This window comes from Polyangium jinanense (genome assembly GCF_028435265.1).
Classification (GTDB): domain Bacteria; phylum Myxococcota_A; class Polyangia; order Polyangiales; family Polyangiaceae; genus Polyangium; species Polyangium jinanense.
The window spans coordinates 1-22,844 of the sequence record NZ_JAGTJK010000087.1; the positions used below are offsets into that span (position 1 = coordinate 1).

The following is a 22,844-nucleotide window of genomic DNA, read 5'->3' on the forward strand; positions in this document are numbered from 1 at the left end:
GTTCGATGAACTGCGCATCGCGCAGTTCATCGACCCCGGGTCCAGCGCTTGCGCTGGTCCGGGTCCAGGGGCGGATAGCCCCTGGTGGGGCCTGGGGCAACGCCCCAGCGCAGCGCCTCCCCGATGAGATCCCTCAATCCCAGCGATACGCGCCGACAATCCCCGCGTGATCACTCACCCGCGGATGCAGCCCGTCCTCGGGCCCTTCGCCGTCGAACACCCGGACGAACGCCTCGATTCGCGCCGCGCGCCGGCCCGCCGAGGCCCGCAGCATCTGATAATCGATCCGGCTCGTCAGCGTCTTCTCCCCGAACGTGGGCCACACGTTCCGCGTGGCCATTCCGATGTCGGTATACCCTCGCTCCACGAACGACGCGACCTGCCGATCCTCGGGGCTACCATTGAGATCCCCCGCAAAAAGCGTCGCCACGTGATCCCCCGCTGGCAGCCGGGCGACGTCGGCGAGCAGCCGCGCGACCTGCGTCCCGCCATCCGATCCCCACGACACGTGCGTCGTCCCCACCCGGATCTTCGTCCCTTTCACGGTCGTCCGACCAAGCAGCGCGATGCGGGCGAGCGGGCCTTCGCTGAGCTGCAAGACCGTCACGTCCTCGATCGGCCCCGACGACAGGATCGACAACCCCTCGCGGTACACGTCGAACCCGATGTGAGCCTCTCTCCACACGTGCTCCCAGCGCCGCCGCGTGAAGCGCTCGAGGTGCTCCTGCAAGAGTCGCCCCGCGTTCGGCTCGGCCGGGTTCGACACGTGCTCGCCGACCTCCTGCAAGAGCAACACGTCGAGCCCCATCGTCGCCACGCCGAACGCGATCCGCTCGATCTTCGCGATCGAATCGTTCACCACCACGCCCTCCCTGAGCCCCCGCTCCTGGTAGGTGTGCAGGTTCAACGAGAGCACGCGGATCGCCCCGGGATCCCCGAGATTCCGCCCTCCCACGACGAACGCCGAGTTCCGGCCCCCGAGCCCGTCGTCGACATCGAGCGGGTTTGCCGGGTCCGCGGTCCAAAGACCATCCACGACGAGCTTGTACGCGTGTACGCCGCGGGGCAGCGGCCGCGTCGTCAGCACCCAGAGATCCGTGCCTTCGCGCTTCACGAGCGGGATCGGGTCCTTGCCCCAGCCGGTGAAGTCGCCGGCCACGAGCACGCTCGACGCGCGTTCGTCGCGGTAGGCGAAGGTCACCGAGCCGTCGGGCGCCACGCGAGAGCCGGGAGAAGGGACCACGTCGGAGCGGGTCATCGCCCCCCTCGGTTATGCTTGCGCGATCGGGGTGTCAAAAGGATTTCCGGACCGGCCTCTCGCCTGTAGTCTGCCGGCCATGCGCAACGTGGTCTTCGTCCTGCCGTTCGTCACGGAGGGCGCTCTCAGGTTCGTCTCCGGGACCGCGAACGTGCCCGGCGTTCGCCTCGGCATCCTCGCCCAAGATCCCGCCGACAAGCTCCCGCCTTCGATCAAGGACCGCATCTCGGGTCACTGGCAGGTGCAAAACGCCTTCGATCCGCGCCAGATCGCCGAAGGCGTCCAGGGGATCGCCGGGCAGATGGGGCCCATCGATCGCCTCATCGGCTCGCTCGAACCGCTCCAGGAGCCGCTCGCCGAGGTCCGCGCCGACCTGGGCCTGCCGGGCATGTCGCCCGAGGTCGCGCGGAACTTCCGCGACAAGGCCGTGATGAAGACCATCTTCGAGAGCAAAGGCGTCCCTTGCGCGCGCCACCGCCTCGCCCACCGCCGCGAAGAGGCCCTCGACTTCATCGCCGAGGTCGGCCTCCCGGTCGTCGTGAAGCCTCCGGCCGGCGCTTGCTCGGTCGACACGTTCCGCCTGGAGACGCAGGGCGACCTCGATGCATACCTCGCACGGATGGAAGCGGACCCCGTCCTGTTCGAGGAGTTCTTGCGGGGCGAGGAACATTCGCTCGACGCGGTGACGGTGGGCGGCCGCATGGTCTGGTATTCGATCTCGAAGTACTGGCCGTCGCCGCTCACGGTGATGGAAAACCCGTGGATGCAATGGTGTGTCCTCTCCCCGCGGCACGTGGACGTACCGGCGTACCAGCTCATCCGGGAGACGGGCGAAAACGCGGTCCGCGCGCTCGGGCTCACGACGGGCCTCACGCACATGGAATGGTTCCAGCGGCCGGACGGCAGCGTGGCGGTCTCGGAGATCGGCGCGCGCCCGCCCGGCGCGCATTTCATGACGCTGCTCTCGCACGCGCACGACGTGGATTTCCACCATGCCTGGGCGAAGCTCATGGTGGACGACACGTTCGAGGTGCCCGAGCGGAAATACGCGGTGGGCGCGGCATACCTGCGCGGCGCGGGGACGGGCCGGGTAAAGGCGGTGCACGGGATCGCCGAGGCGAACGCGGAGATCGGCTCGCTCGTGGTCGAGGCGCGCCTGCCCACGCCGGGGCAGCAGCAAGGCAATGCCTACGACGGCGTGGGATTCGTGATGCTGCGGCACGAGGACACGGAGCTCGTGGCGCGGGCGCTGAAGCGGGCGGTGGAGATTTTGCGGGTCGAGCTCGAATAACGTTGGTATCCGGTGCCCGGGTTGTTCGGGATCACGAGGGCCCGGTCGTTTTGCGGGATGACGGAGTCGAGCTCAGGGCCAGATCTGCGCCGTCGCCGTATTCTGAGCGGCGCGCGTCGTGGCATAGAACGTCCAGCCAACGTGCGTGCGTATCCCGAACACGCGCGCGCCCTGCCCGGGCCACCACCCCTCGTGGGGTCGGCTGCTACTGCGCAATCCGCGCCGGCGGCCAGCATTCGCAGCTTCATTCCACATGAAACCCGCTCCGTGGTCCCTCGCGGCAGCGCTTTTTGCAGACTGCTGTCTGGTCAGCGCGCGGCCGAGAGCACGGCGCGGAGTTGCGCTGTGAAGTCGGACTTCATCTGAGCGCTGAAGTCATGGGCGATGCCGGCGTACTCGTGTAGCTCGACGCGATGGCCCAGCTCGGTGAGCTGCTGGGCGGCGCGCCGAGCGCCGTCGATCGGCACGACCGCGTCCTTTTCGCCATGCATCGCGTAGACGAGCGGGCAACTCGGCCGGCAGGTGCTGGTCGCGGGCAACCATTCCGCCGGGAACCGCGCTGCGATTGGGAATACCGCGGCGACCCGGTCCGGGTGATGGATCGCGATCAGGTAACTGAGATCGCCTCCGTACGACGTGCCGACGAGGACCGGCTTCCCGGTGGTCGGGTCGTGATGGGCCGCCGCCTCGACAAACGCGAGCACCTCATCCTTGACCTCGAACGTCAGCTTGGCCTGCTTGTCCGCCGCGAGCTCGCCATAACTCGACGGGAACCATGAATAGCCGCTGCGCCGCGGGTACTTGCCGCGAGGCAGGACGATTCGCGCGGGAATGTCGATCTGATCGAAATCGGCGCGGATGGTCTCGGGCGTCGCGCTGGAATAGTGCAGCCCGACGATCAGCGGCAGCGCATCGGTCGACCTCGCGCCGCCGGTCACGAACGTCAGGTAGTGATAACCCGCGAGCGTGCCCTCCGCGCGCGCCGGTGTGGGGCTCGCGCGCGGACGCGAGGCACACGCGAACGACGCGAGCGCGAGGCAGCAGCAGAGTGCGCGGAGTATGACTGTCGTCCTTCGGTTCTTCGTGCTCATCGACGTGCAACGTTAGCAGTCCGAGCGCGGCAGGTGGCCGACATGATGCGACAGGACGACGTCCTACCGCGCGCCTACAAGAGCACCGCGCATGGGATCCCGCTCACCGACAGCCCCCAGTCGTCCCCGATGTCCCAGAGGCGGAGCTCGGCGTCGATGATGCGGAGCGCCTCGTTGGCGTGGCGGAAGTCGTGGATGCGGCTCGACATGTTCCACTGTTCGAGCGGCGCGTTCGAGTCGGCGCAGGCCCCGAGCCCCAAGGTATCGGCGTTCCTCTCCCCGAGCGTCTTTGTCATCGCCCCGAGCACCGACATGCCGATCGCCATGAAGTGCACCTTCGGGCACGCGACGGGGTCAGCGTCGTGGGTGTCGCATTCATTTGGGTCGCGAATGCTGTAATCGATCCGGCGCGTCCCGTGGCCGTGCACGCGGATGTAATACTCTGGGGCGTCCGGATACGAGCCCCTACAGGTCTTCGGTGGCTCGAACGAGACCCCTTCGGCGCTCGAGACGAGCGTGATCTGCGAGGGCTGCCCCTTCACCATGGCGACCGGGCAGTTCTCCGCGGCCAAGCGCGGCGGGGGAGGCCCGCAGCCGACGAACGCGGCGCAAACCACGAGGACGAGAACGTGAAACCGCATTGTCACGAGCACTTCGCGCCCGAGGGCTCGTTGTCTGAGCATGCCATGTCTTCTCCGGCAAACGTTTCGATGAACCGTGCACGCGCCCCCAGCAGCCATCGTGCCAGCCCGAAGAGCCCCGATGCACCGCCTCCGCCGCTGCCTCCGACGCCACCACCGACACGTAGCTGTGGACGGGGAGTTCACTCCAGCTTCGGTTGTGGACTCCCCGTCCACTGCTTCAGGGAGAATGATCCTAGGCTTGTTTCCATATAAGATCGGCTCCAGGAGGTTCGTATGCGCACACATCGACCTGTCATGCTCGTGACGTTCCTTTCGGCCGTCGCCGTCGCGATGTTGGCCGCGCCCGGATGCAAGGAGGACAAGACGCCGGGGAGCAGCGGAGGGCCGGATCCGACAGGCAGCGATTTTCTCTCCAGGTATGTGAAGGCCGTCTGCGACCGCACGTTCGCGTGCTGCGACGCAGCGGCCCGAGCCGCGCGCGGCTTGGACGCGAGCTCCGCCGACGCGTGCGCCTCGAACCTCAAAGCGATTTTTGTTGCCTTCAACGGCGGAGGAGAAGAGGTGAACGGCACCTTCGTCCCGGAAAAGGCGGAGGCGTGCCTCGCCGAGATCGACGCCTCCCCCTGCGCCGGAATTGAATTCTTCGGCGCGCTTTTAGGGGTGGACGAGAAGTCCACGCCGTCCTGCCCCGATGCGTGGGACGGTTCCGCACCCGAGGGCGAGGCCTGCGGCACGAACTGGGACTGCGTCCGGGACCGCTGCCTGCGCAACATCGACTCGAGCGGGCAGAGTTCGTCGGCGTGCAAAGCGAGGGCAGTGGCCGGAGAGCCATGCACGTCGCCGTTCGACTGCGAAGAGGCGCTCCGGTGTGACCAGCCCTCGTCGCCCGACCCGGGAACATGCGCGCCGCGGCTCGCCATGGGCGGGTCGTGCAAGGGGAGCAGCGACTGCGAGGCGGAGCTTCGCTGCGCCGACGACGGCACGTGTCAGACGCGCGAGCAGGCGGGCGGTCCATGCACGTCGGACGACGACTGCGCGTCTGGCACGACGTGCAAAGGCGCCATGTGCGCGCCGCTCGGCGCCGCCGGCGCGCCCTGCTTCACCGACTCGGACTGCGCGTCCTCGGCGTGTATCGATGCGACGGACACCTGCGCCGACGTCTGCAAAGGCAATTGATCGCAGGTTTTATCTGGGAACAGCCTCGCTGGGGCTTTGCCCCAGGCCCCACCGGGGCTGTCCGCCCCTGGACCCGGGGCCTGCGCAAGCGCTGGACTCGGGGTCGATGAACTGCGCAATGCGCAGTTCATCGAACAAGCCAGGTCAAGACCGGCGAGCGGGTCTGCCAACCAAGACAGCCGCGCTGCATTTCGATTGGCAACGCTGTCTCTGTGGGAAGAACTGCGCATCGCGCAGTTCTTCCCCCTGAGGTCCAGGGCTTGCCCTGGTTCGGGTCGAGGGGCGAACAGCCCCCGCGGGGTCCGGGGCAGCGCCCCGGCGCGGCGGCTTGGCGCCTACAACCCGGCGCCCGGATCGTTCGGGACCACGAGGACCCGGTCGTTCTGCGGGATGACGGAGTCGATGAAGCTCGCCACGTATCCCGTGATGACGGCGTTCGTCCTCACGGTCTGACCGCCGACCGTGGTGATCGAGCTGGTGAGGGCGAGCAGGGTGCTCGCGTTCCGCGCGCCCGTGTTGAAGTAACACGGTCCACCCGAGTCACCGCTCGTCATGGTCTGGCCGGCCGCGTTCGGGAGGATCGCCTGGTAATACCCGCCCTCGAAGTAGGTGTCGGCCGTAGGGAACACGCCATGGCTCGGCGTGAATCCGCTCGCGCCGCCGCCGGATCCATCGCAGACGATGCTCGAGGGCGCGATGGCGAACGTGGGGTAATAGCTCGTGACGGCGTACCCGGAGCTCGTCGCGTTGACCGGGATCGGGACACCCGCCGGCGACTTCCAGCAATCGTTCGGCGCATACGAGCAGTCGTCGCTGTACAGATTGAGGGGCACCACGAGCCGGAGCAGGGCCACGTCGGGGACACCGAGGGGCGGCGCGCTCGTCGAGGCGGCGTAAGGCGCAAAAGCCGGATGCGGGACGATCCGATCGATGGATCCTGCGAACGGGGCGAAGGCGTTCGCGTACAGCTTCCCGTTCGCGTCGTACACGCAATGCGCGGCCGTGAGCAGCCATTTCGTGGTCAGCGCGACGGCGGAGCAGCCACTCTCCTGCGTGCCGGGGCCCTGATCGAACACCACCGAGAAAGAAGCTTTCTTGGCGAACCCGGGGCTACCATTCACGATCTCCTGCTCGGCGACGTCGACCCGCTCGTCGAGCGCGTCGCTCTCCTCGATGCTCTCCGCGACGCAGCCCGAAATGGCGAAGGCGCCGGCGAGGGTGGCAAGCATCGAAAGGGTCTTCATCGTGCGGCTCTTGGCATGGTGCGTGTGCATGGGGATCGTCCTCCATCGGGGGTCGTCGTTCAGCGGAGCGAGGCGCCACATGCGCCGCTCTCCGCGACCTTCGAGAGGACAGTTGCGCGCCTCGGCAGATGTGAACGATTTTTTTTCGGGGCCGGGTTCGCGGGGCGCGGGTCCGCTCCGCACGTCCGGCCCCATCGTATCTCTGGTTTGACTTTCCCCATTCGAAGTCCATGATCCGGCCCGCTGCAGTGCTTTGCTGCGTGCAAAGGGGGGAGTCATGCGCTTGTCATGCTTTCGCGCCGCCGTTGCGGGCGTCGCGTCATCCAAATGGGTCGCCACGTCAATTCTTTGTCGTGGCCTGCTGGCCGCCGTGGTTGCACTTGGCGTCGCGACACCCTCGGCCTCTGCCCTCCCGGACAAAACGCTCGAAGCTCTGCTCGGAGCTCTGTGGCGCACGGTGCTCGAGACGCCGACCCCCGAGAACCCACTCGCAGGGGGCGATCCCTGCCTCGACCTTGGGGGCGTAACCGCGCCATTCGCGTCCCTGGGAACTCAAGAGATCACGTGCACGGTGAAGCCCGGCACGAAGATATTCGTCCTCGGGGTTACGGTCGAGTGCAGCGCGACCGAACTAGGCGACCCCGAAGCGACGGAAGAGGAGCTGCGGGCGTGTGCCGAGGAGATGGCTGCCCAGCTTGGATTCGGAACGCCGGTGGTCACCGTCGACGGGGAGTTTGTGTCATTGCGTGCGATCGAGACGGGACCCGTGGAGTATGTCTTGCCCGCGGACAACATCCTCGGTGAAACGGATCCGGCCCTGCTATCGGGACAATTCGTGGCCCTCGGCTTCGCCACGCTCTTGCATCCCCTGCCCCCCGGAGAGCACGAGATCATGATCGACTTCGATGGCGACGGGGACATCGACAACACGACCACCATCATCGTCGACCCCAACGCGTAGCTCGATCGCCCCCTTGACACCTGCGACGGTCCCTCGGTAGCGTGCTCGCTTACAGCCATGGCGAAGAATACCTACCAGACGTATATACAGGAAACTCCCGTCGACATCTACCGGGCCGACTTCTTGCGCCGCGGGGCGATGTGCGCGGCTCTCGCGACGCGTCATCCGGGGCTCGCGGACGTCGGCGCCGAGGCGAATGCGATCGTCTTGCAGATCGATGCGCGCCGTACGGCGCTGCAAAGCGCCGAGGATGATCAGGTCCGGGCGCGGGCGATGGAGGACATCGAAAAGCTCGACGTCGTCGATGTGTATACCGAGTTGCGCCGCACGATGTCGGCCAAGAGCTACGACGTCGCCAAGCTCCTGCCCGACGCGCCCTCCACCTTGCGCCGCCTGGGCACGAGCAATTTCACGGACCGCGCGAACGAGGCCGTCTCCAACCTGCGGGTGCTGCCCGAAAACGATCCGATCCGCGTGGCGTTCCTCGGGAGGCTCGAAAAGGAGCTCGCCGAGTTCCGCAGCGCCGACAAGGCCGAGGATCTGACGCGCGTGGCGCTTCAGAGCGGGCGGATGGCATTGACGCTCTACAAGTCCGAGCTCTCGCAGGCCCGGGAGGCGCAGCTCGGCATGATTCACAGCATCCTCAAGGATCGGGAGAAGACCGCGCTGTTCACGCTTCCCTGGCGCAAGCCGGCCCGGAGCGCCGAGGAGGCGACGCCCGAGGAGGCGGCCGAGGAGCCGGTTGCGCCGTGACGGGCGGCCGATGTGCGGATCGGGGGTCTGACGTCCGACTGGCTTGCCGGCGATGACGCGGAGGCCTCGTCAGGCGTCCGAGTGCCCGTTCGTGATGCCGCGGAGGCGTACTCAGACGGCTGCGTAGGCCTCCGCGAGGAGGCCGGCGTACGCCTCACCCGGTTGAGGAGCCTTCCGCGGGGATGCGGGAGGCCACGCGGGCGGCTGAGGGGACGGGTTGCGTCTTCGCAGAGCGCGGCTCATGCGCCCGAGTCTGCCTCCGCGGGATTGCGGCAAGGCAACGCAGGCGCCTGAGGAAGCCCTCTCCGCTTTTGCCTCCACTTTTGCCTCCGCATTTTGCCTCCGCTTCCGCGCCCGCCTCGGGGGCGAGCTCGGCCCTCGGGTCAGGACCGAGCCGCCCGAGCGGGGGGAGCATGGACCTGCTTGCCCGGCGATCGTCGGGCGCCGGTGCCTTGCGCAATCACGCAAGCAGCCGTGAGGTGGTGCGCTCGAGGCCGCTCCTGGGCACGCATCGGCGCCCTCGTAAAAGGCAGTAAACATGCGCTGCCGCTCCTCGCGGGCACGCCTGGCACAGGGGTTGCGGATGCGTGTGGACGACGCTCCGGCCTCTGCCGGCGCCATACGCCGATCCACCAACAGGCGAGACCCAATGAATACGACCCTTCCTCTCCAAGGAGCGGAACCGCTCGCGCTCGCAAGGACGCCATCGCACCACGAGACCAGCGAACGCGCCATGAGAATCCTGGCCAAATCGCTCGTCCGCAACCTGCAGTCGCAGGGGTACGAGGTGGCCATCCTTCTCTCCCTCATCACCGAGCTGATCGAGGCCGTCACGGTGGAGATGCAGCGCGCCACGGGGCGCTCGCCTCAGCCGAGCGGGAGCCCTCGCGCCGCTCACCCGCACAAGCGCTGACCCGGCACGGCCGGGCATGACGATTCCTCCGAAACCAGGCGCTCTCCGAGCGCATATCGAACAGATATTGATATGAAGACGAAGCATTCGATCGACATGGCGTGCCCCCCTGAGCTGGCCTTCCGCATTGGCCTCGATGTAAGTCGTTGGCCTGAAATCTTTCCGCCCTGCCTGTGCGCGAAGGTCCTCGAAGAGACCGACACCCGCCAGAAGATCGCCCTCACCGCCCGCGCGAACAACGGCGTCTTCTCCTGGGAATCGGTGCGCAGCATCGATCGCCAGCACCGCCTGATCTCCTTCGCGCAGAGCAAGCCGTCGCCGCTCGTGCGCTCCATGCACGGCATGTGGAGCTTCGAGAAAACCGCGACCGGCTGCAGGGTCACGCTCACCCACGATTTCGAGATCGCCGAGGATGTCAGCGGCGTCGTCGAGGGGGTGAATACGCACGAGGAGGCAGCTCGGTTCATGATGAAGACCGTGGAGACCAATAGCATGAAGGAGCTCGCCGCCATTGGTGCGCGCGTGGAACGTGAGAAATGGCGCCACGAGTTCCAGGAGGCTCTGGTCATCAAGCAGCCCCCTGGGCTGATCATGCGGCTCCTGGGCGACGCCGCGAGCTGGCCCTGGCTCCTGGAGCATTGCGACGGCGTCGATATGCTCTACAACGATGGGTCGTTTCAGGAGTTCGTCATGGTAGTACGCGTCGGCGAGCGCGAGGAGCGCATCCGCAGCATCCGCGTTCTATCGAAGGATCGAATCGAGTATTTCCAGCCACAGCCGCCCCCGGCCCTCCGGGAGCATCGCGGTCGCTGGACGGTCGTAGAGTCGCCCGAGGGCGTCGAGGTCGTGTCCTGGCACGAGGTCGTGCTGAACCCGTCGTACTGGGCCGACAAGGATATCGACGTGGCCAAGCAGCAGGTCGAGGCCGCCATCAACCGCAACAGCCTCGGCACCATGAAGGCGATCCAAGGCAAGCTCGCGGCGACGACGCGAGCATGACCCCCTCTCGGCAGACCAGAAAAGGATGCACAGCATGCTCACCCAGTTCGACTTCTACGCGATGTCCTCAGAGGAGTTTCAAAGCGCCATGGCGAGCGCGCCGTTCCAGCGTCGGGGGCGCGGGCGCGCGCGCCTCTCCGTCGCCATCGAGCAAGACAATCTCGATCGCGATGGTTATCGGAGGTCCCCCTACGATCTCATGATGGTCTCGACGGGCCCGGAGCGGCATCTCGAGAATGGGTATGTCGACACCCCCTCGCCGTATCCTTCGCTCAGGCTCGCCACGCGCGGCGCGTTTCGCGCTCGCGGCCAGCATCGTGAGGAGGTCGCGGTCGACTCGACGGCGCGCCCGACCGGCATCCTGCTCATCACGTTGTGCGCGCTCGCGCCGCAGGATCGAGAACGGTTCCTCGATCAGTTCAAGCGCGCGGCGGGCTTCATGGAGACCCAATCCGGGTTTGTCTGGAGCCGCCTGTTCGAGGCTGTGTCCGGCGATCGCGCCGGCTGGTTCATCAATGTCGCGCGCTGGACCAGCGTCCCGGCGTTCGAGGCTGCGTTCGCGCGCCCCGCCTTCAAAGGCATCATCAGCGGCGGCTTCAAGCCGAAAAGCCAGATCATGCTCGCCCGCGTCGGAAGCTCACAGGGACAACGTCCGGTCCTCGAGGCCCAGGTGATGTCCAGATGATCGCGCGAATCGATATCGTGGAGACAGACGACGTCGCGGGCCTTCAGCGCTCCTGGACCGCGGCAGCTCGCGAGCTGGTCGCGCGCCGAGGGTTCTTGAACGCCCGTCTCCACGTCGTCTACAAACGCATCAATGCCTTCGGATACGACCTGGTCAGCATCGTCCGATGGAACGACATCAATGCCTATTACGAGGCCCAGGCGTCGGGCCAGAGGCTGCCCTTGGCGGCGAATCGCGGGGTGGCCCTCTACGGGCTCGTCGAGCGCAGCGAGTTCGTCGAGCAACCGGCTCGGGCGTCGCACCTCGTCATCACCAATGCCTATCGCATCCTGCAGCCCAAGGCCGCGGAGATCGCGCGGATGTGGGGCGCGACGAGGGATCTGATGGCCAAGCGCGACGGGTTCATCTCCGCGGAGCTCTTCGAGAGCTATCACCCGGAGAACGATACCTACTACTTCGTGAGCCGCGCCGAATGGGAAGACGAGGACGCATTTTCGAGGCAACTCGAGGGCAAGGACTACAGGCAGCTCGTCGCCCCATTCGAAGGGATGTTCCAGATTTGCTTCTCGCGAGTCGCCGAGGAAATCACGAAAACCGGGTGATCCGCTCGGGCCGACGCCCGCCTGCCGCGAAAGGGTTCTGTCATGGTCACGGTCATCGATCTCCTTCAAACATCCAATCGCTCGGCGTCGACGAGCGCATGGAACGCCGTATGCACGTTCCTGTCCGAACAACCAGGCTTCCAGGGGGGGCAGCTCCTCGAGAGCTTCCAGACGATCACGCCACGCGCGAGCTGCGAGATGGCGAGCATCTGCCGGTGGCGCTCGGACGAGGACTGGGAGCGCGCCCGCTCGGCTGTCAGGCGAGATCAGGCGCTGGTCGCCGTCTTGAGCGCGGCGGGCACCAAGTTCACAGGGTTCAAGATGGATCTGGTCGATGGCTCCCAGTACCTCTTCAACCCGCCCTCCGACAATATGGTTCTGGTCGACGTCGTATACCTGCCCGAGGACCGCATGGCGGCTTATGCCGCCATGTGGGCCGAGGCCGCGCGCCATATGAGCCGGCTCCCCGGGTACGTGAATTCCAGCCTGTTCCGGAGCCGGAACCTCGCTGGCGAGGTCAAGTTCATGAACATCGCCGAGTGGAAGAGCAGTGAGGCGTTCTTCGACGCGGTCCGCAGCAATCGCTTCACGAAGGTCGTCGAGCCGTTCAAGGCCGACTTCTCGTTGTATCTGAATCGCCGTATCGCACTGCATACGGCACGGGAGCGCTGAGGTCAGGTATGATCTACTGGATCGACGTCGTCGCCGCCGCCGCCGCGCCCAGCTATGCCGCACGCTGGCAGGAGCGCGCGCTCGCCCTGCGGGCGCCGCGTAACCTGCGGACGGCCGAGCTGTTCGAAGTCATCGAGCCGATCCGCGACGTGGATTACGCGCTCCTCTCCGTTTATGGATTCGACAGCGACGACGTCGACGACGCGGCGCTGCGCGAGGGGTCCTCGAGCGACGACGCGGCATTTGCTGTCGAAGGCACGAAGTGCCGCGTGAGGATCACGTTGTCCGAGCTGACCCCCGCGCTGCCCGGCCATGTGTGGCTGATCAACCCATTCGAGATCAACGAGGACCAGATCCCGGACGTACTGAATATGTGGGACAAAGCCAAGAACCACATGACAGCCCATGCCGGCTTCTTGAATGCCCGGCTGTTTCGTTCCGCCGCCCCGTCGACCAAGTACGGGCTGTTCAACGTATCGCAGTGGCGCAGCGCTGGAGACTTCAAGCAGTCGCTGGGCGACAAGGCGTACGACCGCCACCGGGAAAGATCGATGCAATACCGGCTTCACCCATCGCTATGCGCGCGAACGCACAGCCTCGAGTTCCAGTGAGAAGCAAAGGATCCAACATGTCCAAGGTGGCGCTCGTGACCGGCGCGAGCCGCGGAATCGGACGAGACATCGGGCGCTGGTTCGCCGAACGCGGGTTCGATCTCATCCTCGTGGCCCGCGACGCGGCGAAGCTGGCCGAAAACGCGGAAGCGTTGCGCCGGGAGCTCGGGGTCGCGGCGAGCGTCGTCGCCGTCGATCTGTGCGATTTCGACGCGGCGCGCGCCGCCCTTCAGGTGGAGCTCCGGCGATACGGGCGTCTGGACGTCCTGGTCAACTCGGCCGGCATATTCCGCTTTGGCACCAGCAGCATCAGCGTCGGCGACCTCGAGGCTTTGCTGACGACCAACGTCAAGGCGGTCCACAATGTGTGTATCGCCTGTCTGGACGCGCTGGCCGCGGCGGGCTCGGCCCACGTCTTCAACATCGCATCCATCACCGGCGTGGAGCCGTTCGCGGCCGTCGGCGGTTATGCGACCAGCAAGCACGCGCTGGTCGGCTACAGCCGGTCCCTGGCGCGGGAGCTGTTGCCCAGAGGCATCAAGGTCACGACGCTATGTCCGGACGCTGTCGACACAGATATGGCGGTTGGTTCAGGCCTCCGGCCGGAACAGATGATAACGACTGCAGACATACGCCGGGCCATCGAGTTCGTCCTCTCTCTATCTCCTGCCGCGCTCGTCGATCTGCTCGTGATCGGCCGTAAACCCGCTTGAAGGAAGCGTACGCGACGGACCGTCGGCATTGGATCAACACATCAACCCGTGCTAAATTCAACAAATGAAACGTACAGTTCACGCCGTCGCCGGTGGGGTTGCAATCACGACGGTGGCGTCATTCATGACCTCGACCTTGGTCGCAGAGCTGACGGGGAACCACAGCCTCATCGTGGCGGTCAAGCGGTTCATCCTGTTTGGCCTCGGCGTGCTCATTCCTGCAATGGCTATCGCTGGAGGCACGGGAAACTCGCTGAGCGCCAATCGGAAGGGGAGGCTGATCGATGCAAAACGAAGGCGGATGAAGTTCATTGCTGCGAACGGCCTCTTGATCCTGGTTCCTTCGGCACTGGTGCTTTATCGCCTCGCCAGCGCCGGCTCCTTCGGCGTGACGTTCGTCGTCATTCAGATCATCGAGCTCGCGGCAGGCGCGACGAATGTCTTCCTTCTCTCGCGCATGATACGGGACGGCTTCAGGCTCTCAGGGAGGTTCAGGCCGGCCAGAACATAACGGCTTCCGAGGAAAACCGATGAACAACGAGAAGAAAATCAAGAAGACAGCATGTATCACCGGCGCAGGCCGTGGAATTGGCAAGGCCGTCGCTCTTCGGCTGGCGGAGGAAGGCTATGAGCTCGCCCTCGTCGCTCGGTCGGAGGAGCAGCTCGCGGCGACGGCAGAGGAAGTCCGACGCGCCGGTGGATCTGCCTCCATTCACGTGTGCGATGTGAGGTCGCCGGAAGCCATCGTCACGGCGGTACGCAACGCAATCGAGCGCTGGAACGGGATTTCTCTGCTCGTCAACAACGCTGGGCGGGGAGGAGGCGGTCCGACGGCCTCGACGAGCGATGAGCTATGGCGAGAGATCATCGAGACGAACCTCGACAGCGTTTTTTACACGACCAAGGCGGTGCTCAACCATAACCCGCCTGATACTCTCAAGACGATCCTCAGCATCTCGTCGACCGGGGGTAAGCAGGGTGTCGTGTACGCGGCGGCCTACAGCGCGTCGAAACATGGCATCATCGGCTTCACGAAGTCGCTCGGGCTCGAGCTCGCACCGAAGGGAATCACCGTGAACGCGGTATGCCCCGGCTTCGTCGAGACGGACCTCGCCGCGAAGGCGCGGAGCGGGTACGCCGGGATCTGGGGCGTCAGCACCGACGAGGCCAAGCGGCGAATCGAGCAACGAGTGCCGATCGGGCGTTATATCGAACCTGAGGAGGTCGCAGATATGGTCGCCTACCTGGCTTCCGATCGGGCGAGAGGGATCACGGCGCAGGCCATCAACATCTGTGGGGGGCTCGGCAACTACTAGCGTTTTATGATCGACCGGTCCTGCGCCGTGCGCGGCAATTGACCCATCGCTCCGCGGCGCAGGACTTTCAATTTATCTGTTTTGAAATAGCACCCAAGCTCCATTCACTTCACACACGAATCATTTCAAAACAAATACGACGACAGCCATTGCATTTTCGAACGTCACGACCACAATCACGAGGCGTGACACGGAGACATCAAGGATGAAGACAAAAAGCTACGCAGCAGCGCGGCGAGTGGTCGTGACTGGGCTTGGAATCATTGCGCCCAACGGCATCGGAGTGCAGCGATTCTGGGAGAACGCGCTCGCAGGCCGCTCGGGTATCTACGCGATCGACACCTTCCCGACGGAAGGCTTCAAATCAAAGATCGCTGGGCAGGTCCGCGATTTCGATCCAATGGCATGCGGGCTCCGCGAAGATCAGGCACGGCGCCTCGATCGTTATGCGCAGTTCGCCGTCGCGGCCTCCATCATGGCGATCAAGGACGCCGGCATTGACGTCGCCGCGCTCGTCCCCGAAAAATGTGGGGTTTGCATCGGCAACGCGATCTGCGGCACGGCGTACATGGAGCAAGAGTTCCTGGCTGTCACGGAGCGCGGTCGGGCAGAGCTGCGCCCGGAACTGGTCAATTCATGCCTTTACCAGAATTCGACCTTCAACGCCGCCTCCTCGGAGGTGGCATCGCTCTACGGGATGCGCGGCAATTGTTTCACGATGAGCACCGGTTGCACGGGCGGCCTGGACGCGATCGGCGCCGCTCTCGACGCGATCAGGGATGGCGACGTCGACCTGATGATCTGCGGCGCCTCGGAGGCGCCGATCACCCCGGTCGCCATGGGAGCGTTCGACGTCGTCGGCGCCCTGTCCAGCAAGCGCAACGATACGCCCTCCCGGGCTTCGAGGCCCTTCGACGGGACGCGTGATGGATTCGTCCTGGGGGAGGGCGCAGGCATCCTGATTCTCGAGGAGCGAGAGCACGCGCTCCGGCGGAACGCCCGCATTTACGCGGAGCTCCGCGGCTTCGGTTCTTGCAACAATGCATTTCACATGACCGATCTCCCTCCCGACGGCAAGGATCTCGCTCGCGCGCTGCGGCTGGCCCTCGCAGACGCGCGCATCACGCCGCAGGAGGTCGACTACGTCTGCGGTCACGGAAGCTCGACGCGGCAAAACGATACGAACGAGACCGCCGCTCTCAAGATTGTATTCGGGGACCATGCCTACAAGCTCGCGGTGAATTCCCTGAAGGGCATGGTGGGCCACCCGCTGGCCGCAGCAAACGCGCTCGAGGCCGTCGCTTCGGTGCTGAGCATCCACACGGGGATGCTCTTTCCCACGATCAACTACGAGGTCGAAGATCCGACGTGCGATCTGTTCTACGTCCCCAATGAGGCCATTCAAAGGGACGTGAAGGTCGTCGTGAAAGACGCGAGTGGCTTCTCCGGGATACACAGCGCGTTGATCTTCACCAGCCCTGACTACGCTGGAGATTCACAATGAGCAGGCGAGTCGTTATCACAGGTATTGGAATCATCGCTCCCAACGGCATCGGCAAGGACGCCGTGTGGACGAGCGTGAATGAGTCGAGAGTCGCGCTCTCCGGCATCACCAGGTTCGATACCGAGGGATTCTCCTCGGACGTGGCGGGAGAGCTGCGGGGCTTCGATCCGCTCGACTTCATGAACGTGCGGCTTTCGCGCAAGCTGGATCCGTTCACCCAATATGCCATCGCGGCCTCCCAGCTGGCGCTCAAGGACGCGGAGCTCGACCTGGCGAGGGTAGATAAGCTCGCCTTCGGGGTGTACGTCGGGAACTGCTTCGGCGGGTGGGCCTTCACGGACCGTGAGCTCAGGAAGCTCCACAATCAGGGTCCGCGCGAGCTGAGCGCCTTCCAGGCGACCGCTTGGTTCCCTGCAGCTCCGCAGGGCCAGATCTCGATTCTGCTGGAACTGCGCGGACACAGCAAGACGATCGTCTGCGACCGCGCGAGCGGCCTCGCCAGCATTGGCTACGCCGCGCGCAACATCGCACAGGGAAAGAGCGATCTGATCCTCGCCGGAGGGACCGAGGCGCCCATCACGCCGCTCATCTTCTCGGCGTGCTCGACCGACGGTGTGCTCGCGAAAAGGCGCCGTGGCGCAGGTGAATCTTACCTGCCATTCGATGAGAAACATGAGGGATTGGTCCTCGGCGAGGGCTCCGCGTTCTTGCTGCTCGAAGAGCGCGAGCATGCGTTGCGCCGAAATGCGAAAATCTACGCCGAACTGCACGGCTTCGCCATGACGAGCGACGCGTGCCACCCCGCGCCATTGCCGGCAGAGGAGCGCGGACTCTCGGTGGCCATGCGCGAGGCGCTGCGCGACGCGGCGGTCGCGCCCGAGGCGGTCTCCTTCGTGATGGCCGACGGTATGGCGACAAAAGAAGGCGACTACCAGGAGGCGCAGGCAATTCACAAGGTCTTCGGCGAGCGCGCCGCGTCCGTGCCGGTGACCGCCCCGAAATCGATGTTCGGGCACCTCTACGGCGCAGCCGGCGCCGTGGATGTCGCGCTCTCTGCACTGTCCTTGCAGCATCGCGTGATTCCACCCACGGCCAGCCTGACGACCCTCGCGTCCGATTGCCGTCTCGACGTCGTCACGACGCCGAGGAAGGCGGAGGCGATGGATTACGTGCTCATCGCTGGCCGGGGTTCAGGCGGGACGAACGCAGCGGTGGTCATCGCTGCTCCAGAGCAAGCGTGCTGATCCGATCGTACAGGTATGCGGCAACAGGAAGGAAGGGTTGTTTCAATGGATAATCACGAGAACCTAGTAAAAGAGATCCTCTCTGACATGCTCGGCGTGAACACCGCCGGCTTCACGCGAGAGACGGAGCTGCAAGGCGAGCTCGGGATGGACTCGGCGGAGATGGTGGATGTCGTCGTCCTGCTCGAGAAGCGGTTCAAGAGGACCTTCCATCGCGGCGTCGAGCGCGAGCTGAAGACGGTAGGCGATATCTATGACCTCCTGTCGTCATCCACGCTCCCCGTCCCGCTGGCCAAGGCGGGTTAGCGCGGGTGGAGCGACGCCGGGTAAAAGCAAGAAACAACAGCGATGCACTCCTCCGCCGTCGCGCGTGAGCCTTCGTCGGAGGACGCATCCATGCATCCAGAAAGAGGGGTCAGAGATGACCGCCATGAGCAACTCGGAGAATCTCGTGCTGGCCAGTGATCGCGGCCGAGTTTGGCTGCGATTCCCCGCGCCGGGCGTCCTCGTCATGCGGGTTGAAGGCTATGGCGAAGAATCGTTCGTCGAACCGATCATCTCGCAGTTCGAGAGGATGCTCGCCACATGCTCGTGCCCCATGATCTTCATCGACGCGGAACATCTCGGCGAATTCGATCGGAAATATCGCGTCGAGATGACCCACCTGATCGTCGACAATCACCGTCGGTTCGGCGGCGTGACAGTGCTGGTGCGCTCGAAGCTCGTGGCGGCGGGAGCGTCGCTCCTGAAGCTCGGGCGGGGTGGTATCTTGCGCCCGCTCGCCACGCGCGCCGAGTTCGAGGCGGCTCTCCATGAAGGAATTCAAAAGGCCATGACGACTCGCGTGGACGGCGAGCGCTTGTCCGAGCGGCCCAGAGACGAACGGTATGCGTGATACACATGACGTCGTCATCATCGGCGGCGGACACAATGGGCTTGTCATGGGCGCCTACCTGGCGAAGGCCGGGCTCGACGTATGTATCGTCGAAAAAAATGCCTGGCTCGGGGGCGGGTGCGTGACGCAAGAGGTCTGCGGCGACGGCTACAAGAGCGATCTGGCAGCGATATGCCATATTTTCATACAAGCGAACCCGCTCTTACGCAATGACGAGCTGGGGCTCAAGTCCCGTTACGGGCTGAAGTATACCTACCCCGACGCACCTTACGCCGTCGTTTTTCCTGACGATCGCGCCTACGTTTGCCATCGCGACGTGGAGCGCACGTGCGCGATGATCGAAGAGCGCTTCTCGCCGCGCGACGCGGATGCCTACCTGAAGTTTTACCAGTGGGCCGCGGCGGGGCTCGAGCTCCTGCTCCCGACCATGTACAGCCCCGGTCCGAGCACGGGAGAGCTCTTCTCTGCGCTCGGGGCGACAGCGAGGGGCCAGGATGTGATGCGCGCGCTCATGATGAGCAGCCTCCAGCTCCTCGACGACTGGTTCGTGAATGATCCCGTCAAGATCGCGATGGCACGATTTACAACCGAAGTCATCGCCGCTCCCCAAGACGTGGGCACAGGGATGCTCCTGTACATGATGGTGCCCTTCATCCACCGCTTCGGTATTGGCATTCCCGTGGGCGGGAGCGGCGCCCTCACGCAATCGCTCCAGCAATGCCTCGTGGATCACGGAGCGACCATCCATACGAGCGCCGGCGTGTCGCGCATCGAGGTCATCGGCGGGGAAGCAAGAGGCGTCGTCTTGGATTCGGGGGCCAGGCTTGGAGCGCGCAAGGCCGTCGTCTCAGCCGTGAACGTGAAGCAGCTCTTCCAGCGGATGCTCGCTTCGGACAATCTGCCGGATGAGCTCTCGGTGAAGGCGGGCAGGCTCAAGGTCAGCAGCTTTCAGACTTTTCTTCAATCTCTCGCGCTGAACGAGGCCCCTCGTTACAAGGCGGGGGCGGACGTGGACCGGGCGTGTTGCGTCGAGTTCGCCGCCGATACCATGGCAGAGTTCAGGCAGCACTTCGACGCCTTCTCCTACGGTCACCTGAGGTCCGACGGCCCGCTCATGATCACGCCGAGCCTGTTCGACCCGACGCGCGCGCCTCCAGGAAAGCACGTCGGTTATCTCCTTCATTACGCGCCCTACCACCTCGCGCAAGGAGCAAGCCAGTGGGACCATATCGGAGAGAGCTTCGCCGACGAGCTCATCGCTCACCTTCGCAGACGCACGTCGAACATGGCCGATGAGAGCATCATCGCGCGCTCCGTGATGACGCCGCTCGGGTTCGAGCGGTGGAACACGTCCTTCATCGAGGGCGAAGCCAATCATATCGGAAACTACATCTTCCAGAGCATGGGTATGCGGCCGATGCCAGGTTACGGCCACCATCGAACACCCGTGTCTCGACTCTATATGACGGGGGCGAGCACACATCCAGGGGGAGGGCTCACCGCCGGGAGCGGGAGGGCGGCGGCCATGGTCCTCATGCGAGACCTGGGCATGAGCACCGAGGCGATTTTCACCGGCTCCTAGTCTCGGGCCGCGCAGCAGAAACACACACCTACAAGCCATCGAGAAAGAGAACGAGAAGGACAAGGTACATCAATGATACAGCAGAGACTCGCTGGAAAAGTAGCGTTGGTGACCGGTGGCGCCCGGGGGATCGGGGCTGGGATCGCGCGAAGGCTGGCCGGCGACGGCGCCGACGTGGTGATCAACTATCACACGAACGTGGAGGCCGCGGAGCAGGTCAAGGCAGCGGTAGAGTCGCTGGGACGCAGAGCATACATCGTTCAGGCAGACGTCTCCACGGCAGAGGGGCGGAAGCGTCTGTTCGACACCGTCGACGCTGCCTGTGGCCGGCTCGATATCCTCGTCAACAATGCGGCCAACTATATGATGGCGCCGCTCCACGCGGTCGACGAGGACATGTTCGATGGGATCATGGCATTGAACATGCGCGCCGCGTTCTTCGCGACCCGAGAGGCGGCCTCGCGGCTGGGCTCCGGTGGCCGAGTGATCAACATTTCTTCGAGCCTATCCATCGTGCCCGCTCCAGGGACGTCGGTCTATGCCGGCGCAAAGGCCGCCATCGAGGCGTTCACCCGGGTACATGCACTCGAGTTCGCCCCCCGGCAGATCACCGTGAATGCGATCGCGCCCGGGGCCATCGACACCGACGCCCTGCGCGCCGGTCTGCCTGCGGAGGCGCGCGCGCGCATACCCGAGGGGATCCCCCTCGGGCGGGTCGGCGAGGTGTCCGACATCGTAGGGGTCGTGGCGTTCATTGCATCGGACGATGCTCGCTGGATCACGGGGCAAGTCATTCACGTCAACGGCGGAGCCGTGATGCGTTAGCAGCGAGCCGTGCGCCGGTGCCGTCCGAAGTCCCTACTTCGATGGCCGGTCGAGCACCCCCCAACCTGCAGCTACCACAGCAGCTACACTGAGGCCCGTTCGGACCCATTGCCAGCTTGACCACGACGCGATCTCGGCGTGGACCTGGCCGACATCGATCGTCTTCTCGATGAACGCCGCATTCGCCCGCCCGAAGTAGAGAGGCAGCAAGACGAGCGTACCGGCCATGCAAGCGCTGGCCAGCGCCCATGGCAGCTGATTCTGCCCCGCCTTCAAGGCAGACAGGAAACTCCATCCACAGAACACCACGCCTCCTACATCGAAGGGGAACAGCGTCATACCCATACGGGGGCCATACGTTTTGAACCAATCCAGGAACTCGGCAGGGTCCATGGCGCTGAAGCTGGGAACGACGGTGGTCGAGACCAGCAGGCTGCCGCCAGCGAAAACGGCTGTGCATATGACCGACGCGACCTCTACTGCTCGTGCCATCTTGCAATCCTCCTCTTTTTCATTTCAAATGCCATGACGCTCGGGTACCTGTTGTCCTGGCAAAACATCGGGCGCATCAGATGCGCCTCATATCATCGCAGCCCCCCCGGGAGGGTAGCACGACAAGAGGACTTTATTGTGATATTTCGCAACCTTCTTCGCTGCCGCGCAAGCTCAGCCCTCGGCGTCTGTGTGATGGCTCGATTGTCGAGAACGCATTTCCTGAAGCGCCTGAGGCAATCAAACCGGTCGCTCGTCCAGGGTCGTTCAGGAAAACACCGTGCTACCCTTGAGCTTTTCCTGACGCGTATGGGTCCGCGACGTATGTCGATAACTTCCAGCCGCTCGCCGTCGCGGGCGTGTACGTGCGTGGCCCCCTCGAGAGCGGCAAGGATCTGGAATCGTGTCAACCCCGCCCGCGCGGCGGGTCCAGGCGGGGGCCGGTCGCATTTGCGCGATCGACGCGAGCGGACGCGTGGCCTGCTGGGGACATGCCTATTACGGGGAAACCGGCATCGATCCGGACACGCCGCTCGTGGGCAACGTCGTGCCCGTCGTGGGCGTGAGCGACGCCGTCGATCTCGCGCTCTCGGACCACCATACCTGCGAATCGGACGGCGACGTGTTTTGCTGGGGCCACAATCGAGAGGGCCAACTCGGCGACGGCAACCCCCTCCATCGGGAAACGCCCGTGGACATCGGGCTCTTCAAAGGCGCGACGGACATCCAGGGCGGGCCGGACGAGACGTGTGTCCTCGCCGGCGGCGACGTTTCCTGCTGGGGCGGCGTCCACGACCCCGGACCGTAGCCGCAGGAGCCGAGCTTTCCGGACCGGCTCGTGGGCATGGATCTCGGCCAAATCACCGTATGCGGGCTCCTCGAGGGCGGCGACGTGCGTTGCGGGTTCTTCAACAAGGTCAGCCGTTGCAACCGGGAAAAAAAGGTGCCGAGCATTTCGGGCGCGGTCGCCATCGAGGCCTCTGCCGATTCGATGTGCGTGTTCCAGGGCCCGGACCGCCACGTCACCTGTTTCCATGATCATCGCTTCGACGAAGATCAGGATTTCGCCCAGCAAGCGCCGAGGCCGAAGGCCACGGAGATGGACGACGAGCATCTGTGGTGCTGGGGGCACGACAAAGGCGGGCAGCTCGGCACCGGGCGCCTGGCGATGTCGTATCGGGCCGTCCGGGCGGAGGTGTTGCGGTAGGCTTCCGGATGTAGGCTTGCGCCTCCAAGGCTGGAGGCTCGAGCCTCCATCGGAGCCGGTCACGAGCCCACCGATTCGACGCGGAAACCGCAATGGAAGGCGCTGCCGGCCCTGGCATGTGCGTTGCTCGCTCGACGAGGCGGCCCCCTCCGAGAGGAGACGCGTC

At 64.9% G+C, this 22,844-nt stretch carries 26 protein-coding genes; 21 read left to right on the forward strand and 5 right to left on the reverse strand.

The features are described from left to right. Positions 1-133 precede the first annotated feature (133 nt). The gene (locus KEG38_RS51690) at positions 134-1,258 is read right to left on the reverse strand and encodes an endonuclease/exonuclease/phosphatase family protein (protein ID WP_272428331.1); all 1,125 of its coding nucleotides are present in this window, start codon (positions 1,256-1,258) and stop codon (positions 134-136) included. A gap of 79 nt (positions 1,259-1,337) precedes the next feature. Here KEG38_RS51690 and KEG38_RS51695 point away from each other — a divergent pair, with 79 nt between their 5' ends. Next, positions 1,338-2,549, forward strand: coding sequence for an ATP-grasp domain-containing protein (locus KEG38_RS51695; protein ID WP_272428332.1), 1,212 nt, complete (start codon positions 1,338-1,340; stop codon positions 2,547-2,549). Between the two features lie 308 nt (positions 2,550-2,857). On the opposite strand, the gene KEG38_RS51700 is transcribed toward KEG38_RS51695, so the two are convergent. Together KEG38_RS51700 and KEG38_RS51705 are read right to left on the reverse strand one after the other, a co-directional pair. Next, complete coding sequence (locus tag KEG38_RS51700; protein WP_272428333.1) at positions 2,858-3,640, reverse strand: alpha/beta hydrolase; 783 nt, start codon at positions 3,638-3,640, stop codon at positions 2,858-2,860. A 74-nt stretch (positions 3,641-3,714) separates the two neighbouring features. Next, positions 3,715-4,323: a hypothetical protein gene (locus KEG38_RS51705; protein WP_272428334.1), complete on the reverse strand. Its 609-nt coding sequence runs from the start codon at positions 4,321-4,323 to the stop codon at positions 3,715-3,717. Positions 4,324-4,557: 234 nt separating this feature from the next. On the opposite strand from KEG38_RS51705, the gene KEG38_RS51710 reads away from it, so the two are divergent. Beyond that, a complete protein-coding gene (locus tag KEG38_RS51710; protein WP_272428335.1) occupies positions 4,558-5,460 on the forward strand; it encodes a hypothetical protein in 903 nt (300 codons plus the stop codon). A gap of 335 nt (positions 5,461-5,795) precedes the next feature. Here KEG38_RS51710 and KEG38_RS51715 read toward each other — a convergent pair whose 3' ends face one another. Then, positions 5,796-6,704, reverse strand: coding sequence for a trypsin-like serine protease (locus KEG38_RS51715; RefSeq protein ID WP_272428336.1), 909 nt, complete (start codon positions 6,702-6,704; stop codon positions 5,796-5,798). Between the two features lie 571 nt (positions 6,705-7,275). On the opposite strand from KEG38_RS51715, the gene KEG38_RS51720 reads away from it, so the two are divergent. The 17 genes from KEG38_RS51720 (at position 7,276) to KEG38_RS51800 (ending at position 20,979) form a co-directional block, all read left to right on the forward strand. After that, positions 7,276-7,665 carry a hypothetical protein gene (locus KEG38_RS51720; RefSeq protein ID WP_272428337.1) on the forward strand — a complete coding sequence of 130 codons (390 nt, stop codon included), beginning with the start codon at positions 7,276-7,278 and terminating at the stop codon, positions 7,663-7,665. A gap of 57 nt (positions 7,666-7,722) precedes the next feature. Then, on the forward strand, positions 7,723-8,418 hold the full coding sequence (locus KEG38_RS51725; RefSeq protein ID WP_272428338.1) for a hypothetical protein: 696 nt from the start codon (positions 7,723-7,725) through the stop codon (positions 8,416-8,418). A 733-nt stretch (positions 8,419-9,151) separates the two neighbouring features. Beyond that, a complete protein-coding gene (locus KEG38_RS51730) occupies positions 9,152-9,331 on the forward strand; it encodes a hypothetical protein (protein WP_272428339.1) in 180 nt (59 codons plus the stop codon). 72 nt (positions 9,332-9,403) lie between these two features. Beyond that, positions 9,404-10,330, forward strand: a complete 927-nt coding sequence (locus KEG38_RS51735; protein ID WP_272428340.1) for an aromatase/cyclase — start codon at positions 9,404-9,406, stop codon at positions 10,328-10,330. Positions 10,331-10,364: 34 nt separating this feature from the next. Continuing rightward, the gene (locus tag KEG38_RS51740) at positions 10,365-11,015 is read left to right on the forward strand and encodes an antibiotic biosynthesis monooxygenase family protein (protein WP_272428341.1); all 651 of its coding nucleotides are present in this window, start codon (positions 10,365-10,367) and stop codon (positions 11,013-11,015) included. Next, the gene (locus KEG38_RS51745) at positions 11,012-11,617 is read left to right on the forward strand and encodes an antibiotic biosynthesis monooxygenase family protein (RefSeq protein ID WP_272428342.1); all 606 of its coding nucleotides are present in this window, start codon (positions 11,012-11,014) and stop codon (positions 11,615-11,617) included. The genes KEG38_RS51740 and KEG38_RS51745 overlap by 4 nt, the downstream gene beginning before the upstream one ends. A gap of 42 nt (positions 11,618-11,659) precedes the next feature. Next, on the forward strand, positions 11,660-12,289 hold the full coding sequence (locus KEG38_RS51750; protein WP_272428343.1) for an antibiotic biosynthesis monooxygenase family protein: 630 nt from the start codon (positions 11,660-11,662) through the stop codon (positions 12,287-12,289). An 8-nt stretch (positions 12,290-12,297) separates the two neighbouring features. Next, complete coding sequence (locus KEG38_RS51755) at positions 12,298-12,900, forward strand: antibiotic biosynthesis monooxygenase family protein (RefSeq protein ID WP_272428344.1); 603 nt, start codon at positions 12,298-12,300, stop codon at positions 12,898-12,900. A 17-nt stretch (positions 12,901-12,917) separates the two neighbouring features. Beyond that, positions 12,918-13,613 (forward strand): SDR family oxidoreductase, encoded by a 696-nt coding sequence (locus KEG38_RS51760; protein WP_272428345.1) that lies wholly within the window; start codon positions 12,918-12,920, stop codon positions 13,611-13,613. Between the two features lie 64 nt (positions 13,614-13,677). After that, positions 13,678-14,124, forward strand: coding sequence for a hypothetical protein (locus tag KEG38_RS51765; protein ID WP_272428346.1), 447 nt, complete (start codon positions 13,678-13,680; stop codon positions 14,122-14,124). 19 nt (positions 14,125-14,143) lie between these two features. Further along, the gene (locus KEG38_RS51770; protein WP_272428347.1) at positions 14,144-14,929 is read left to right on the forward strand and encodes an SDR family oxidoreductase; all 786 of its coding nucleotides are present in this window, start codon (positions 14,144-14,146) and stop codon (positions 14,927-14,929) included. A gap of 205 nt (positions 14,930-15,134) precedes the next feature. Further along, positions 15,135-16,433: a beta-ketoacyl-[acyl-carrier-protein] synthase family protein gene (locus tag KEG38_RS51775; RefSeq protein ID WP_272428348.1), complete on the forward strand. Its 1,299-nt coding sequence runs from the start codon at positions 15,135-15,137 to the stop codon at positions 16,431-16,433. Further along, complete coding sequence (locus KEG38_RS51780; RefSeq protein WP_272428349.1) at positions 16,430-17,677, forward strand: beta-ketoacyl-[acyl-carrier-protein] synthase family protein; 1,248 nt, start codon at positions 16,430-16,432, stop codon at positions 17,675-17,677. The genes KEG38_RS51775 and KEG38_RS51780 overlap by 4 nt, the downstream gene beginning before the upstream one ends. A 45-nt stretch (positions 17,678-17,722) precedes the next feature. Further along, complete coding sequence (locus KEG38_RS51785; RefSeq protein WP_272428350.1) at positions 17,723-17,983, forward strand: acyl carrier protein; 261 nt, start codon at positions 17,723-17,725, stop codon at positions 17,981-17,983. Between the two features lie 124 nt (positions 17,984-18,107). Further along, the gene (locus tag KEG38_RS51790) at positions 18,108-18,572 is read left to right on the forward strand and encodes a hypothetical protein (protein WP_272428351.1); all 465 of its coding nucleotides are present in this window, start codon (positions 18,108-18,110) and stop codon (positions 18,570-18,572) included. Further along, a complete protein-coding gene (locus KEG38_RS51795) occupies positions 18,565-20,154 on the forward strand; it encodes a phytoene desaturase family protein (protein WP_272428352.1) in 1,590 nt (529 codons plus the stop codon). The genes KEG38_RS51790 and KEG38_RS51795 overlap by 8 nt, the downstream gene beginning before the upstream one ends. 72 nt (positions 20,155-20,226) lie before the next feature. Beyond that, on the forward strand, positions 20,227-20,979 hold the full coding sequence (locus KEG38_RS51800) for an SDR family oxidoreductase (RefSeq protein WP_443689984.1): 753 nt from the start codon (positions 20,227-20,229) through the stop codon (positions 20,977-20,979). A 33-nt stretch (positions 20,980-21,012) separates the two neighbouring features. On the opposite strand, the gene KEG38_RS51805 is transcribed toward KEG38_RS51800, so the two are convergent. Continuing rightward, positions 21,013-21,471 carry a DUF1772 domain-containing protein gene (locus KEG38_RS51805; protein ID WP_272428353.1) on the reverse strand — a complete coding sequence of 153 codons (459 nt, stop codon included), beginning with the start codon at positions 21,469-21,471 and terminating at the stop codon, positions 21,013-21,015. Between the two features lie 403 nt (positions 21,472-21,874). Between KEG38_RS51805 and KEG38_RS55935 the strand changes: the two genes are divergently transcribed. Both KEG38_RS55935 and KEG38_RS51815 read left to right on the forward strand, forming a co-directional pair. Then, positions 21,875-22,279: an RCC1 domain-containing protein gene (locus tag KEG38_RS55935; protein ID WP_272428354.1), complete on the forward strand. Its 405-nt coding sequence runs from the start codon at positions 21,875-21,877 to the stop codon at positions 22,277-22,279. 36 nt (positions 22,280-22,315) lie between these two features. Then, complete coding sequence (locus tag KEG38_RS51815; protein ID WP_272428355.1) at positions 22,316-22,678, forward strand: RCC1 domain-containing protein; 363 nt, start codon at positions 22,316-22,318, stop codon at positions 22,676-22,678. Positions 22,679-22,844 lie beyond the last annotated feature (166 nt).

What these genes read in the sequence shown, in the direction of transcription:
- KEG38_RS51725 (WP_272428338.1), top strand. Translation starts at nt 7,723, where the DNA reads ATGGCGAAGAATACCTACCAGACGTATATACAGGAAACTCCCGTCGAC.
- KEG38_RS51705 (WP_272428334.1), bottom strand. Translation starts at nt 4,323, where the DNA reads ATGCTCAGACAACGAGCCCTCGGGCGCGAAGTGCTCGTGACAATGCGG.
- KEG38_RS51775 (WP_272428348.1), top strand. Translation starts at nt 15,135, where the DNA reads ATGAAGACAAAAAGCTACGCAGCAGCGCGGCGAGTGGTCGTGACTGGG.
- KEG38_RS51690 (WP_272428331.1), bottom strand. Translation starts at nt 1,258, where the DNA reads ATGACCCGCTCCGACGTGGTCCCTTCTCCCGGCTCTCGCGTGGCGCCC.
- KEG38_RS51785 (WP_272428350.1), top strand. Translation starts at nt 17,723, where the DNA reads ATGGATAATCACGAGAACCTAGTAAAAGAGATCCTCTCTGACATGCTC.
- KEG38_RS51750 (WP_272428343.1), top strand. Translation starts at nt 11,660, where the DNA reads ATGGTCACGGTCATCGATCTCCTTCAAACATCCAATCGCTCGGCGTCG.
- KEG38_RS51795 (WP_272428352.1), top strand. Translation starts at nt 18,565, where the DNA reads ATGCGTGATACACATGACGTCGTCATCATCGGCGGCGGACACAATGGG.
- KEG38_RS51755 (WP_272428344.1), top strand. Translation starts at nt 12,298, where the DNA reads ATGATCTACTGGATCGACGTCGTCGCCGCCGCCGCCGCGCCCAGCTAT.
- KEG38_RS51740 (WP_272428341.1), top strand. Translation starts at nt 10,365, where the DNA reads ATGCTCACCCAGTTCGACTTCTACGCGATGTCCTCAGAGGAGTTTCAA.
- KEG38_RS51695 (WP_272428332.1), top strand. Translation starts at nt 1,338, where the DNA reads ATGCGCAACGTGGTCTTCGTCCTGCCGTTCGTCACGGAGGGCGCTCTC.
- KEG38_RS51780 (WP_272428349.1), top strand. Translation starts at nt 16,430, where the DNA reads ATGAGCAGGCGAGTCGTTATCACAGGTATTGGAATCATCGCTCCCAAC.
- KEG38_RS51805 (WP_272428353.1), bottom strand. Translation starts at nt 21,471, where the DNA reads ATGGCACGAGCAGTAGAGGTCGCGTCGGTCATATGCACAGCCGTTTTC.
- KEG38_RS51735 (WP_272428340.1), top strand. Translation starts at nt 9,404, where the DNA reads ATGAAGACGAAGCATTCGATCGACATGGCGTGCCCCCCTGAGCTGGCC.
- KEG38_RS51710 (WP_272428335.1), top strand. Translation starts at nt 4,558, where the DNA reads ATGCGCACACATCGACCTGTCATGCTCGTGACGTTCCTTTCGGCCGTC.
- KEG38_RS51770 (WP_272428347.1), top strand. Translation starts at nt 14,144, where the DNA reads ATGAACAACGAGAAGAAAATCAAGAAGACAGCATGTATCACCGGCGCA.
- KEG38_RS51765 (WP_272428346.1), top strand. Translation starts at nt 13,678, where the DNA reads ATGAAACGTACAGTTCACGCCGTCGCCGGTGGGGTTGCAATCACGACG.
- KEG38_RS51760 (WP_272428345.1), top strand. Translation starts at nt 12,918, where the DNA reads ATGTCCAAGGTGGCGCTCGTGACCGGCGCGAGCCGCGGAATCGGACGA.
- KEG38_RS51700 (WP_272428333.1), bottom strand. Translation starts at nt 3,640, where the DNA reads ATGAGCACGAAGAACCGAAGGACGACAGTCATACTCCGCGCACTCTGC.
- KEG38_RS51745 (WP_272428342.1), top strand. Translation starts at nt 11,012, where the DNA reads ATGATCGCGCGAATCGATATCGTGGAGACAGACGACGTCGCGGGCCTT.
- KEG38_RS51800 (WP_443689984.1), top strand. Translation starts at nt 20,227, where the DNA reads ATGATACAGCAGAGACTCGCTGGAAAAGTAGCGTTGGTGACCGGTGGC.
- KEG38_RS51715 (WP_272428336.1), bottom strand. Translation starts at nt 6,704, where the DNA reads ATGAAGACCCTTTCGATGCTTGCCACCCTCGCCGGCGCCTTCGCCATT.
- KEG38_RS51790 (WP_272428351.1), top strand. Translation starts at nt 18,108, where the DNA reads ATGAGCAACTCGGAGAATCTCGTGCTGGCCAGTGATCGCGGCCGAGTT.
- KEG38_RS51815 (WP_272428355.1), top strand. Translation starts at nt 22,316, where the DNA reads ATGGATCTCGGCCAAATCACCGTATGCGGGCTCCTCGAGGGCGGCGAC.
- KEG38_RS51730 (WP_272428339.1), top strand. Translation starts at nt 9,152, where the DNA reads ATGAGAATCCTGGCCAAATCGCTCGTCCGCAACCTGCAGTCGCAGGGG.